The following is a 12244-nucleotide window of genomic DNA, read 5'->3' on the forward strand; positions in this document are numbered from 1 at the left end:
ATGGAGAGCGCGATTATGAGTAGTGATATTTTTTCTTTAAAAGGGAAAGTTGCCATTGTCACTGGTGGCAAGCAAGGCATTGGAAAAGTTGTCGCACAATATTTAGCGAATGCAGGTGCTGATATTGCTATTTTCGATCTTGCTGATGCCAGTGATATCGCTGAGCAATTAGAAAAAAATTATCATATCAAAGCAAAAGCCTATCGCTGCAATGTGGTAGACCCTGAAAATGTGAAGGCGTGCATTGAGTCCGTTGGAATTGATTTTGGTACCTTAGATTTATTATTTAACAATGCAGGAATTTGCTTGCATAAACCGGCAGTTGATTGCGCTCCTGACGAGTGGCGTAAAATTGTTGATGTTAATTTAAATGGTGTTTTCTTTGTTGCTCAAGCATTTGCTCGTTATCTGATTAAAAATAATAAACCAGGTAGTATTGTGAACACAGCATCAATGTCTGGGACTATCGTGAATATACCACAAGAGCAAGCGTCCTATAATGCATCAAAAGCGGCTGTTGTACATTTAACCAAATCTTTAGCCGTTGAATGGAGCCAGTTTGGTATTCGCGTTAATTCAATTAGCCCTGGCTATATTCGAACTGAAATGACGGCGACAGTAAGACAAGATTGGCAGGATGAATGGGTTAAAATGATTCCATTTAAACGAATGGGGACACCTGAAGAGCTTGCTGGTGCTGTCATTTATTTATTATCTGACGCTGCAAGTTATACCTCTGGTGCTGATTTAATAATCGATGGTTGTTTTACTATCGTTTAATTGTTCATATTTTGAATGAAAAACACCTCAGTAAGTTATACTTATTGAGGTGTTTTTTTGTCATTGCAAAACACGCTCATTTTTATACTTATTTAGCCAAGAAAATGTATTATAGTCAGCTCAAATTCGTGCCTTTATTTTCCATGTGAACATATTGAGCTACCCCATGGCCAATATGGCCTGTAAAAATTGATTTTTACCTTTGTTGTTTTTGTGAGCCATTTATGCGTGTTTTACTAGCTCCTATGGAAGGAGTTTTAGACCCCCTTGTTCGTTCTTTATTAACTGAGGTCAATGATTATGACCTTTGTATCAGTGAGTTTGTGCGAGTGGTGGATACACTATTGCCCGCAAAAACATTCTACCGCCTATGCCCTGAGCTCAAATATCAAAGTCGGACCCCTTCGGGGACTTTAGTTCGTGTTCAATTGCTTGGTCAGCACCCGCAATGGTTGGCTGAAAATGCTCATCGAGCGATTGAATTAGGGTCGTGGGGAGTGGACTTAAATTGCGGTTGCCCTTCAAAAACAGTTAATGGTCATGGTGGCGGGGCAACATTGCTTAAGCAGCCAGATTTAATTTATCGAGCGGCAAAAGCGATGAGAGATGCCGTGCCGAAAGAACTTCCGGTGTCCGTCAAAGTGCGCTTAGGTTGGGACAGTATTTCATTCGCTCATGAAATTGCGGATGCTGTTCAACAGGCGGGAGCAACGGAGTTAACGGTGCACGGGCGCACAAAAGAAGATGGTTATAAAGCGGAACGTATTAACTGGCAAGCCATCGGTGAAATCCGCCGTCGGTTATCAATTCCAGTCATCGCGAACGGTGAAATCTGGGATTATGGCAGTGCTCAGCGCTGTCTTGAGGTTACAGGTTGCGAAGCGGTGATGATAGGTCGAGGGGCGCTTAATACGCCAAACCTTAGCAGAGTGATTAAATTTAACGAAGCTAAAATGCCATGGGTACAAGTTGAGTCACTGTTGTTAAAATATACAGAATTAGAAAAACAAGGTGATACAGGGCATTATCACGCTGCTCGTATTAAACAATGGTTGGGTTATTTACGCAAAGAATACCAAGAAGCAGATGAGCTATTTTCACAGGTTAGAGCCTTGAAAAATGCGGAGCAAATTGCGGCCGTGATCCTGAAAGTTGTTAGCCACTAATTGTAAATAATCCTGTTTAGTTATTATTTTCATTTGCGAATTTAGCGCATAGCGTCTTTACTTAAAGCATATGTTAGGTGTATTCATTACCTATGATTGAGTAAAACCTAGTCTTGGGAGGCTTTAAATGGGTGTTATTGCGTGGATCATTTTTGGTTTGATAGCCGGTGTTTTAGCGAAGTGGTTAATGCCAGGTACTTATCATATGGGCTTCATCATGACAACAGTACTAGGGATTGTTGGGGCTGTAGTGGGCGGTTATATCAGCACATTTTTTGGTAAGGGCAAAGTGGATGGTTTTAACTTCGGTAGCTTTGTTGTCGCGGTCATAGGTGCTATTGTTGTGCTCTTTTTAGCAGGGTTGTTTGCAAAATAGCGCGCTCATAAGCTAAAAAATGTCTTAAATAAGCCACTTAATATGAGTGGCTTATTTCTTCCATGAGCTTAAAAACTAAGGTTCTATTGGTAAGCCATTATCTTGGCCCCATTGTGCCCATGAACCATCGTATAAACGCACATTCGTATTGCCTAATAGCGTTAATGCCATAAGAACCACAGCAGCTGTCATTCCAGAGCCACAGGTGGTCATTGATGGGGCTTGGATATCAACGCCTTGCTCTGCAAAGATGGCTTTTAAGTCTTCAGGGGATTTAAACTCGCCATTAGCGACTAACAAGTCCCAAGGAACATTTTTACTTCCCGGAATGTGGCCCATGCGTAAACCAGGGCGAGGCTCTGGCGCTTGTGCAAGAAAGCGAGGAGCAGCACGCGCATCAATAATTTGAATTTGGCCTTCGTTGACAATCTGAAGAACTTGTTGTTGGTCTAATGCATTTGTGCCTTTACGTGAGGCTTTAAACTGCTTGTGAGTAGGTGCAATAACCTCACCTGATTGAATGGCAAAACCCGCAGCTTTCCAAGCATCAATTCCCCCAGAAAGAATTTTTACGTTTTTGCATCCCATTGTTGTGAATGTCCACCAAGCACGTGGTGATGAAAATAAATTGTTCTGCGAATAAATGATAACTTGCGTATCATTATCAATACCCATTGCACCAACAGCTTGGCTAAAGACTTCAGCGCTTGGCAACATATGGGGTAGATCGCAAGTTTTATCTGCAATTTCATCTTGGTGGAAAAACTGCGCGTTCGGAATATGCTCTTCCAAATAACGTTGGCGGCAATCATAGGGAGCCGTCGGGGGAGGAGATGAAGCATCAAGTACAATGATATTACCATCCGATAAATGCGTATTAAGCCATTGAGGGGTTACAAAATAATCGTTGTACATAAGCTATCTCCGTCCTGGGTTGATAAATTATTCGAAGCTATTGAACTTGGTTTGGCGCAGGCAATAATGATGGCGATTGTGGTTGCCCTTGTTCTAGCGGGGTTGTGGAACGAGTGTAGATGTTCATTCCTGCAAGAACGATGCCGCCTACGGAACCAAAAGCGCATAATGCGCAAAGTGCGATAACAACCTTTTTCATTTTATATAGCCTGCGTAGAAATAAGAACCCAAAGTATAACTGGATGAGTGTTGCAAACAAGTTAAAAGCGATTTTTTCTGTCTCAGAATTGGTGTTTTGCAAAAGGCTTCCCAATTTTTATGTATAATGGGTTTTAATACAGTAGTTTTGCGAAGCGGTTGGCAAATGTTATCTTTCGCGTTTCCCAGCCGTTGTTATTTTCATTACCTTACATCTCACATTTGGTCATCAGCGTAATTTATGTCCCTATCAAATAAAATTAAAGAACAAATAACCCAATGGTACAAAGGGTTGTCACTACAAATTGATGGGTTTGTTTCCCGTGCGCCACAGCGCCAAATGATTGCGGAAGTTGCTAAAAATTTAGCCGATGATGATGGTCGGCATCTTGTTATCGAAGCACCAACAGGAGTAGGTAAAACCCTTTCATACTTGATACCTGGCATTGCGGTGGGGAGAGAAGAGGGAAAAACGCTGGTTGTTAGTACGGCAAATGTGGCATTGCAGGATCAAATTTTTAGCAAAGATTTGCCCTTATTGAGCAAAATTATCCCAGACTTAAAATTCACGGGGGCATTTGGGCGTGCTCGTTATGTTTGCCCGCGAAATTTAGAGGCTATTTGTGCTGCGGAAGGGGAGCAAATTGATTTAATGCTGCTGGTGGAAGATAAAGCGGAGATAGCTAATAGCGAAGAGCGAGCTATTTGCCAACAGCTACGTAACGACTTTAATGCTTTTTCATGGGATGGCTTACGTGATCACCATAAACGGGCTTTTCCCGATAGCTTATGGCGTAAAGTCAGTACGGACAAAATGAATTGCTTAGGGCGTAATTGCCAATTTTATCAACGGTGCCCGTTTTTTATTGCACGGCGTGAAATCGAAGATGCTGATGTTGTGGTGGCGAACCATGCTTTAGTGATGGCGGCGATGGAAAGTGAGTCAGTTCTACCTGATCCGAAAAAACTGTTATTAGTTTTGGACGAGGGGCACCATGTGCCAGATGTTGCGCGGGATGCCCTCGAAGTTGAAGGCGAAATTACATTAGTACAATTGAACGCTCAGGTAGATAATTTTATTAGTCATGTAGGGCAATATTTAGCGCAATTTCGGCCAGTTAAACCGCCTAAACTAGCCAATCCAGAAAAGTTACAATTGCATGCGGAAAAACTGCGTGAGACATTCCGTGATTTTTCGTTGTTAGCGAATGCATTATTGCCTGAAACGTCAAAAGAAAGCGAATACCTTTTCCCGTTAGGTGTGTTACCAGAGGCAATGCAACTGTGTTGCCAAGATCTTTTTAAACAAACGGACGCATTAAAAGGTTTAGCAGAGTCAATCTTGAATGATTTGACAGAACAAACCGCAAAACAAGATATCGTGCGTTTGCATCGTTCCATACTCACAACAAGCCGTGCGATGGGCTACTTTGAAAATATGGCTAAACTATGGCGATTAGCGGCCCTAGAGCAAAGTTCAGGAGCGCCTGTTTCGAAATGGTTAAGTCGGCGTTACGAGAAAAACCAGTCCCGTATCTTTATGCACTGTGCGGGGATCCGGGTTAGTGAACAGTTACAGCACTTATTGTGGCGTAATGTGCCACACATTGTCATTACCTCGGCAACGCTTCGTTCATTAAATAGTTATTCACGGTTTATGGAATTAACTGGGCTATCTGAAAAGAGTGATGATCGTTTTGTGACGTTATCTTCCCCCTTTAACCATGTTGAGCAAGGGAAAATTATTATTCCTAAAATGGAATATGAACCCACAATAGCCAATGAGTCACAGCACCTTGCTGAAATGGCTAGTTTTTTCCGTGAGCAGTTTACTCAAGGTCTGCATCGTGGTGTTTTGGTGTTATTTAGTAGCCAAAGAGCGATGGAAGGGTTTCTGGAGCACGTAAAAGATTTACGATTACAGCTATTGGTTCAGGGCGACCAACCACGCTATCGTTTGGTAGAAACTCATTGTGAAAGAGTGAACAAAGGTCAAGTGAGTGCTTTGATTGGCTTACAGTCATTTGCGGAAGGGCTGGATTTAAAAGGTGAGTATTTAACGCAGGTACATATCCATAAAATCGCATTTCCACCTGTCACTAACCCTGTCATTGTCACTGAAGGTGATTGGTTAAAATCATTAAAACGCTACCCTTTTGAGGTGCAAAGTTTACCAAGTGCATCATTCAATTTAATTCAGCAAGCAGGACGTTTAATTCGTAGTCATGAATGTTATGGTGAAATTATCATTTATGATAAGCGACTTTTGACCAAAAATTATGGAAAGCGTTTATTAAATGCGTTGCCTGTTTTTCCAATAGAGCAACCTGAAATGCCGAAAGAGATAAATAAAAAATAGCTTTATGTACTCTCAAAATAAAAGGCCACAATTAAGTGGCCTTCAGGTCAATTTAAATTGACTCTATTGCACGACATTACTCAATATTTGCTTCTAAAAACCACAGGAATTTGTCCATATCACGAGACGCTGCGGTGAACATATCGGCAGTATCCTCATCTTCGACTTCATCAATGGCTTTACGAATATCATTCGCAACAACAGCATAGCGGTCTGCGAGTGCTTTTAAATGGTCTTGTACGCTGTGAATATTTATTGGGTAAGCTTCTAGTGATGTGAAGCGATTGACTTCCTGAGTCGTCCCAATCGCAACGCCACCTAATTGGACTGCGCGCTCTGCAAATTCGTCTAAATGCTCAACCAATGTCGTTCTAAAGCCATCTAGCATTTCATGAACAGCAATAAAATTACGCCCGCGCATGTTCCAATGAGCCTGTTTGGTCATCAAAGACAAGTCTGTAAAATGAACTACCATAACATTTAAAATACCAATGGTTTCTAATTTTACGCTATCTTCCAAGTCGTTACGTGTATATAAAAGTTCAGTTGAAGATGTTTTAAATAATTTAGCTGTGCTCATGGTTCATCCTCTTTTTAAATATTGAAACTGGTTAATAACCTCATCTGTTAATAAATATAAAATATTCAGTTTAATTTGTCATAGTGTAATAAACGATTAATTTAATAGGTGGATTCGATATGGTTATTACACGTTATTTTATTGTGGCTGCTGAAAATTAATTGTTTTTTGCAATAAGTGCGATAGGTGAAATTAATATTAATTTAAAACAACTTTAATAAATAAATATGACAAAAATATGAAATGTTAATGGCAGGATAACAGGTTAATAAACTGAGTGAACAAGTTTATTAACCTAATTAAGACTTCAAAAAACAAGGTATTATTTGTCTTATCTACGAGACTTCTTCAATTTTGGGCTTCGGTGAGGCTGTTGATGTTGAGCCGATTGAGGCACAAACGATACATAACAGTGCTAACCACTGAGTTAATGTTAGGTGCTCTTGCAAGAAAACGATACCTAAGAATGCGCCCATACATGGCTCAAGGCTCATTAGCGTACCAAATGTTCTTGCAGGTAGGCGTGTTAAGGCAATCATTTCAAGGGTATAAGGAAACGCTGTTGATAAGATAGCTACCGCTAATGCAAGAGGTAAAATTGATGGGTCAAACATCACCTCAAAGCCAGTTTGCATTAGTCCAATAGGGAAAAATATAAGGGCAGAAATAAAAGAACCAATAGCGACTGTTGCAGCGCCATAACCTGCACCTGCACGTTGACCGAAAATGATATAAATCCCCCAACACACCCCAGCGCCTAACGCATAAATAGCACCAAGTGGGTCGATGGAATTAATATTATCACTGATAGGCAGTAAAAAGAGTAACCCAACGATGACCAGTCCAATCCATAGAAAATCGATAGGCCTACGCGAAGAAAACATCGCAACAGCCAGAGGTCCCGTAAATTCCAGAGCAACGGCTATCCCAAGCGGGATGCGCTCAAGGGACAGATAAAACAGGTAATTCATTGTTCCGAGGGACAAACCATACGTTAATAATGGCACCAATGAGCTTTTTCTAAATTTTAAGCGCCAAGGTTTAAAAATAACAAATAAAATGATGGTAGCGAGTAATAAACGTAAGCCTGTTACACCGGGAGCGCCGATAAGAGGAAATAATGTTTTAGCTAAAGACGCACCACTTTGAATTGAGGTCATTGCAAGTAATAATAACCCTATTGGTAATAGTGGAAATGCGCTCTTTTTGGTATCGGCAGACATAAATAATAAAACCTCAGAAAAACGTTACTAAGTTAGCAAACACAGATAAAAGTAATCAGTGTTAAAAAAATAAAGCACGATGAAAAGTAATTTCCTAATGATTATCTCATAAAATTGGCGTGCTTTATATTTGTTTGTTGATTAACCGCACGCCTTGGGGAGGGTTAAAATGCGATATAGGGCAATTGATATTGGTTTAGTGAAATAGCAATGGTATAAACAGTGATTAATAAGATTTTATTATGGCAAATAATCTGGGTTGAGCTTCTTTAGCGCTCCCGTATAATTCTTTTTCCGCAAAAGTCATAATAAAATGAGAAAATGAGGACGTAATGGGAAAAATTAAAAGCATTGCAGTGTATTGTGGCTCAAGTATGGGCAAAGATGATACTTATAAACAAAAAGCAATTGAATTTGCTAAAGAAATGGTCAAGCGTGATATCACATTAGTTTATGGTGGCGCCAGCGTCGGTATTATGGGCACAATCGCCGATACCGTTTTATCGTTAGGTGGCAAGGCGATAGGGGTTATACCGTCATTGCTTGAAGAGCGGGAAATTTCACATAAAAACCTGACTGAGTTGTACAAAGTTGAAACGATGCATCAGCGCAAAGGTAAAATGATTGAGCTGGCGGATGCCTTTGTTGCTTTACCCGGCGGATATGGCACGTTAGAAGAATACGCAGAAGTGTTTACATGGAGCCAAATTGGCCTGCATACCAAGCCTTGTGCATTGTTTAATATCAATAATTACTGGCAGCCATTGATTGATATGACGAATAAAATGGCGGACGAAGGTTTTTTACACGAAAAGTACCGTCATATGGCGATTGTCAGCGATTCACCAGCGGCGTTGATTGATAGTTTTGAATCTTATATTGCACCGCCAGTAAAAACATACGATTAAGCTGTATAAAAATAACGGGTTAATGATGATAAGAGAAGCAACACGAGATGATTTAAATGCTGTTTTATCTCTCTACCACGCTTTGTTTACTGAGATGGCATTGCTGGATCCTGAACGAATGAGACCCGCAGAGCAATCAAGAGAGTTTGTTGAAAATGCCATTTATGATGATAGGTTTCACCTTTTAGTTGCTGATTTTAATGGCGAAATTATAGGTTTTTGTATTGCTCAACATCAATCTGCGGCGTCATACAGTTGTATGGTTCCACGGGATTTTGGCTATGTTTTTGATTTGATTGTTGCGCCTGGTTTTCGTGGCGAAAATACAGGACATCAGTTATTAGATGGCATGAAAAATTGGGCGAAAGCTAAGGGCTTTGGTCATTTGGAATTATCTGTGTTAGCGCAAAACCATAAAGCGGTTCGCTTTTATGAGCGTGAAGGTCTATCTGAAATTTCGCGTACGATGGGAATTAAGCTCTAATCCATTTATAGTCGGCCAATCATGGCCGATTCATTTTTCATTGAGTTCATAATTAGTTATCTACTTACTTATTATGTAATTATATTCTTAATATATTGTTTTATATTAACTTTATTTTTTTTAATATTTTTAAAATAACCAATTTCGATTACTTTCGTTTTTACATTAAAACTAAGGTAGTTAGAAATATGATGGAATATCCATTTCAAATAAAGCGTATGGCACCTGCGTTAGGCGCTATTATCAGTGGTATTGATTTATCCCAAGAATTAAATGATAAACATTTCTTAGCATTAAAATATGCGTTGAAAGCCTATCATGTGCTCTTTTTTAGAAATCAGCCTATCCAGCCTGAACAACAAAAGCAACTTGCGCAACGGTTTGGCTTATTACATGTGCACCCAATTTACCCCCATACTCCAGAGTGTGATGAAATAATGGTGCTAGACACGGATAAGCATAATCCACCCGATAATGACAATTGGCACACTGATGTGACATTTATAGAAACGCCCCCAATGGGCGCCGTATTAGCAGCAAAGCACATCCCAACAATAGGTGGAGATACCTTATGGGCAAGCAATATCGCCGCTTATAACACGTTATCTATTCGGTGGAAGCATATGCTTTTAGGGCTGAAAGCTGTCCATGATTTTACAAAATCGTTTCCCGAATACCGTTTTAGTCATTCAAAAGAGACTCACTCTAGTTGGCTGAAAGCCAAAAAAAGCAACCCGCCAGTATTACACCCTGTTGTTAGAACGCACCCACATTCAGGACGAAAAGCTTTATTTATTAATGAAGGTTTTACGACACGGATTATTGGGCTAACACCCAAAGAGAGTGATGCTACGTTGGCTTTTTTATTCCAACATATTAATAAACCGGAGTTTCAAGTACGTTGGCAATGGGAACAAGATGATATGGTGATTTGGGATAACCAAATTACGCAACATTATGCAACAGCCGATTATTTGCCAGAGAGGCGCATAATGCACAGAGCGACAATCATCGGTGGCGTACCTTACTAGAATTATTGATGAATAATAATTATCAAAATCAGCACAAGATCTAAGCGTCTTATTATGGCATAATGCGCCGCTATTTATACCCGTCGTACTTTAGGTCATAGGAATCTCTATTTTCTTTGCTGTTTGAGACTACATTATTCATTTTTCTATGATGAACATTCTTTAAGACAGGTAACTCTACACCGTTTAATTTAAGGCATAGCAGTGTTAACAACCAACAATATCACTATGCAGTTTGGCAGCAAGCCACTGTTTGAAAACATCTCAGTTAAGTTCGGCACAGGCAACCGTTACGGTTTAATCGGCGCAAATGGTGCGGGTAAATCGACGTTTATGAAGATCTTAGGTGGTGATTTAACCCCAACAGCGGGTAACGTCAGTACAACGGATCCGAATGAGCGTATTGGTAAACTTCGCCAAGATCAGTTTGCATTCGAAGAATATACGGTTCTGGATACGGTCATTATGGGCCATACTGAATTGTGGAATGTGAAGCAAGAGCGTGACCGTATTTACGCATTACCTGAAATGAGCGAAGAAGATGGCTACCGAGTTGCTGACTTGGAAGTGGCTTATGGTGAAATGGATGGTTACAGCGCAGAAGCACGTGCAGGTGAATTATTACTCGGTGTCGGTATTCCCGTTGAGCAACATTATGGGCCGATGAGTGAAGTTGCACCGGGCTGGAAGCTGCGTGTATTACTGGCTCAAGCCTTGTTCTCTAACCCAGACATTCTGTTACTCGATGAGCCGACGAACAACTTGGATATTGATACTATCCGTTGGTTAGAACAAGTGCTGAATGATCGTAACTGCACCATGGTCATTATTTCCCATGATAGGCACTTCCTCAATACCGTTTGTACACACATGGCGGATTTAGATTACGGTGAATTGCGTTTATTCACGGGTAACTATGATGAATATATGATTGCAGCGACACAAGCACGTGAGCGTTTAATTTCTGATAATGCGAAGAAAAAAGCGCAAATTGCTGAACTGCAATCTTTCGTTAGTCGCTTTAGCGCTAACGCATCTAAATCAAAGCAAGCAACGTCACGTGCTCGTCAAATTGATAAAATTCAATTGGATGAGGTTAAAGCCTCTAGCCGCCAAAATCCGTTTATTCGTTTTGAACAAGAGAAAAAACTGTTCCGTAATGCTCTTGAGCTAGAAGGGGTTGCGAATGGTTATGACCAAGGCCCACTCTTCAAAGACGTCAATTTGCTGCTTGAAGTGGGTGAAAAAATGGCAGTTATCGGTGCCAATGGTATTGGTAAAACCACGTTCTTAAAAACCTTAATGGGTGATCAACCGGCTACAAGTGGGATGGTTAAGTGGTCAGAAAACAGCAGTATTGGTTACTATGCACAAGACCATGCTGAAGATTTCGAGACTGATCTTAACGTTTTTGACTGGATGAGCCAGTGGAAAAGTGAAGGTGATGATGAGCAGGCGGTACGCAGTATCTTAGGCCGTTTATTGTTCTCACAAGACGACATTAAGAAGAAAGTGAAAGTGTTATCCGGTGGTGAGCAAGGGCGTATGTTATTTGGTAAGTTGATGATGCAACAACCAAATATCTTAATTATGGATGAGCCAACTAACCACTTGGATATGGAATCCATCGAATCATTGAACTTAGCACTTGAGATGTACCAAGGAACGCTAGTATTTGTCTCCCATGACCGTGAATTTGTTAGTTCACTGGCAAGTCGCATTTTAGAAATCAAAGAAGATAAAGTTGTTGATTTCAAAGGGACATATGACGAGTACCTAACAAGCCAAGGTGTTGTGCTGTAAACCTTGCTTTACCTAAAAATAAAACCCCAGTGACGTAATGTGACTGGGGTTTTTTGTTTGTCTAAACGAGTAACTGGGTTACCTAGTTCTTTTTCACAAACTCCGATTTCAGCTTCATTTGGCCAAAACCATCAATTTTACAATCGATATTGTGGTCACCTTCGACTAAGCGAATGCCTTTCACACGTGTACCGATCTTGAGCATGGTCGAGCTGCCTTTCACTTTCAGGTCTTTGATTACAGTGACGGTATCGCCATCCGCTAACAGATTGCCGTTGGCATCTTTAACAATCAGTTCATCAATCTCTGCCACAGGTTCTGCGTCATTCCATTCGTGCGCACATTCAGGGCAAATATACATATCGTTATCAGTATAGGTGTATTCAGACTGACATTTCGGGCAAGGAGGGAATTGCATATT

13 protein-coding genes are annotated in these 12244 nt (G+C 40.5%); 8 read left to right on the top strand and 5 right to left on the bottom strand.

The window, feature by feature from the left end; all coding sequences use genetic code 11:
• The first annotated feature begins 15 nt into the window (after nt 1-15).
• From AC4IFT_RS09520 to AC4IFT_RS09530, 3 genes are all read left to right on the top strand, one after another.
• Nucleotides 16-780 carry an SDR family oxidoreductase gene (locus tag AC4IFT_RS09520; protein ID WP_490751202.1) on the top strand — a complete coding sequence of 255 codons (765 nt, stop codon included), beginning with the start codon at nt 16-18 and terminating at the stop codon, nt 778-780.
• A gap of 224 nt (nt 781-1004) precedes the next feature.
• On the top strand, nt 1005-1946 hold the full coding sequence (gene dusC, locus AC4IFT_RS09525; protein ID WP_490751203.1) for a tRNA dihydrouridine(16) synthase DusC: 942 nt from the start codon (nt 1005-1007) through the stop codon (nt 1944-1946).
• A gap of 127 nt (nt 1947-2073) precedes the next feature.
• Entirely contained in the window at nt 2074-2322 is a 249-nt protein-coding gene (locus tag AC4IFT_RS09530) for a GlsB/YeaQ/YmgE family stress response membrane protein (protein WP_273839124.1), read from the top strand.
• A 75-nt stretch (nt 2323-2397) separates the two neighbouring features.
• Here the strand turns inward: AC4IFT_RS09530 and sseA are convergent, their stop codons facing one another.
• Together sseA and AC4IFT_RS09540 are read right to left on the bottom strand one after the other, a co-directional pair.
• Nucleotides 2398-3237, bottom strand: coding sequence for a 3-mercaptopyruvate sulfurtransferase (gene sseA, locus AC4IFT_RS09535; RefSeq protein WP_490751204.1), 840 nt, complete (start codon nt 3235-3237; stop codon nt 2398-2400).
• A 37-nt stretch (nt 3238-3274) separates the two neighbouring features.
• On the bottom strand, nt 3275-3436 hold the full coding sequence (locus AC4IFT_RS09540) for a hypothetical protein (protein ID WP_219244245.1): 162 nt from the start codon (nt 3434-3436) through the stop codon (nt 3275-3277).
• 240 nt (nt 3437-3676) lie between these two features.
• Here AC4IFT_RS09540 and dinG point away from each other — a divergent pair, with 240 nt between their 5' ends.
• Nucleotides 3677-5794 (top strand): ATP-dependent DNA helicase DinG, encoded by a 2118-nt coding sequence (dinG, locus tag AC4IFT_RS09545; protein ID WP_490751205.1) that lies wholly within the window; start codon nt 3677-3679, stop codon nt 5792-5794.
• A 76-nt stretch (nt 5795-5870) separates the two neighbouring features.
• Here the strand turns inward: dinG and dps are convergent, their stop codons facing one another.
• Both dps and rhtA read right to left on the bottom strand, forming a co-directional pair.
• The gene (gene dps / locus AC4IFT_RS09550) at nt 5871-6374 is read right to left on the bottom strand and encodes a DNA starvation/stationary phase protection protein Dps (RefSeq protein WP_206085362.1); all 504 of its coding nucleotides are present in this window, start codon (nt 6372-6374) and stop codon (nt 5871-5873) included.
• Between the two features lie 335 nt (nt 6375-6709).
• Nucleotides 6710-7597: a threonine/homoserine exporter RhtA gene (gene rhtA / locus AC4IFT_RS09555; RefSeq protein ID WP_490751206.1), complete on the bottom strand. Its 888-nt coding sequence runs from the start codon at nt 7595-7597 to the stop codon at nt 6710-6712.
• A 332-nt stretch (nt 7598-7929) separates the two neighbouring features.
• Here rhtA and AC4IFT_RS09560 point away from each other — a divergent pair, with 332 nt between their 5' ends.
• The 4 genes from AC4IFT_RS09560 (at nt 7930) to AC4IFT_RS09575 (ending at nt 11823) form a co-directional block, all read left to right on the top strand.
• Nucleotides 7930-8505 (top strand): LOG family protein, encoded by a 576-nt coding sequence (locus AC4IFT_RS09560; RefSeq protein WP_490733130.1) that lies wholly within the window; start codon nt 7930-7932, stop codon nt 8503-8505.
• 25 nt (nt 8506-8530) lie between these two features.
• A complete protein-coding gene (locus tag AC4IFT_RS09565; RefSeq protein ID WP_490751207.1) occupies nt 8531-8989 on the top strand; it encodes a GNAT family N-acetyltransferase in 459 nt (152 codons plus the stop codon).
• 191 nt (nt 8990-9180) lie between these two features.
• Nucleotides 9181-10020 carry a taurine dioxygenase gene (gene tauD, locus AC4IFT_RS09570; protein ID WP_490751263.1) on the top strand — a complete coding sequence of 280 codons (840 nt, stop codon included), beginning with the start codon at nt 9181-9183 and terminating at the stop codon, nt 10018-10020.
• Nucleotides 10021-10224: 204 nt separating this feature from the next.
• Entirely contained in the window at nt 10225-11823 is a 1599-nt protein-coding gene (locus AC4IFT_RS09575) for an ABC-F family ATPase (RefSeq protein WP_490751208.1), read from the top strand.
• Between the two features lie 82 nt (nt 11824-11905).
• Here the strand turns inward: AC4IFT_RS09575 and AC4IFT_RS09580 are convergent, their stop codons facing one another.
• The gene (locus tag AC4IFT_RS09580; RefSeq protein ID WP_219244239.1) at nt 11906-12241 is read right to left on the bottom strand and encodes a zinc ribbon domain-containing protein YjdM; all 336 of its coding nucleotides are present in this window, start codon (nt 12239-12241) and stop codon (nt 11906-11908) included.
• Nucleotides 12242-12244: the final 3 nt, after the last annotated feature.

This window comes from Providencia sp. UF-183 (genome assembly GCF_058246155.1).

Excerpts from the sequence above, each read along its gene's own strand:
- dinG (WP_490751205.1), top strand. The coding sequence starts at position 3,677 with ATGTCCCTATCAAATAAAATTAAAGAACAAATAACCCAATGGTACAAA.
- sseA (WP_490751204.1), bottom strand. The coding sequence starts at position 3,237 with ATGTACAACGATTATTTTGTAACCCCTCAATGGCTTAATACGCATTTA.
- rhtA (WP_490751206.1), bottom strand. The coding sequence starts at position 7,597 with ATGTCTGCCGATACCAAAAAGAGCGCATTTCCACTATTACCAATAGGG.
- tauD (WP_490751263.1), top strand. The coding sequence starts at position 9,181 with ATGGAATATCCATTTCAAATAAAGCGTATGGCACCTGCGTTAGGCGCT.
- AC4IFT_RS09520 (WP_490751202.1), top strand. The coding sequence starts at position 16 with ATGAGTAGTGATATTTTTTCTTTAAAAGGGAAAGTTGCCATTGTCACT.
- AC4IFT_RS09530 (WP_273839124.1), top strand. The coding sequence starts at position 2,074 with ATGGGTGTTATTGCGTGGATCATTTTTGGTTTGATAGCCGGTGTTTTA.
- AC4IFT_RS09560 (WP_490733130.1), top strand. The coding sequence starts at position 7,930 with ATGGGAAAAATTAAAAGCATTGCAGTGTATTGTGGCTCAAGTATGGGC.
- AC4IFT_RS09540 (WP_219244245.1), bottom strand. The coding sequence starts at position 3,436 with ATGAAAAAGGTTGTTATCGCACTTTGCGCATTATGCGCTTTTGGTTCC.
- AC4IFT_RS09565 (WP_490751207.1), top strand. The coding sequence starts at position 8,531 with ATGATAAGAGAAGCAACACGAGATGATTTAAATGCTGTTTTATCTCTC.
- AC4IFT_RS09580 (WP_219244239.1), bottom strand. The coding sequence starts at position 12,241 with ATGCAATTCCCTCCTTGCCCGAAATGTCAGTCTGAATACACCTATACT.
- dusC (WP_490751203.1), top strand. The coding sequence starts at position 1,005 with ATGCGTGTTTTACTAGCTCCTATGGAAGGAGTTTTAGACCCCCTTGTT.
- dps (WP_206085362.1), bottom strand. The coding sequence starts at position 6,374 with ATGAGCACAGCTAAATTATTTAAAACATCTTCAACTGAACTTTTATAT.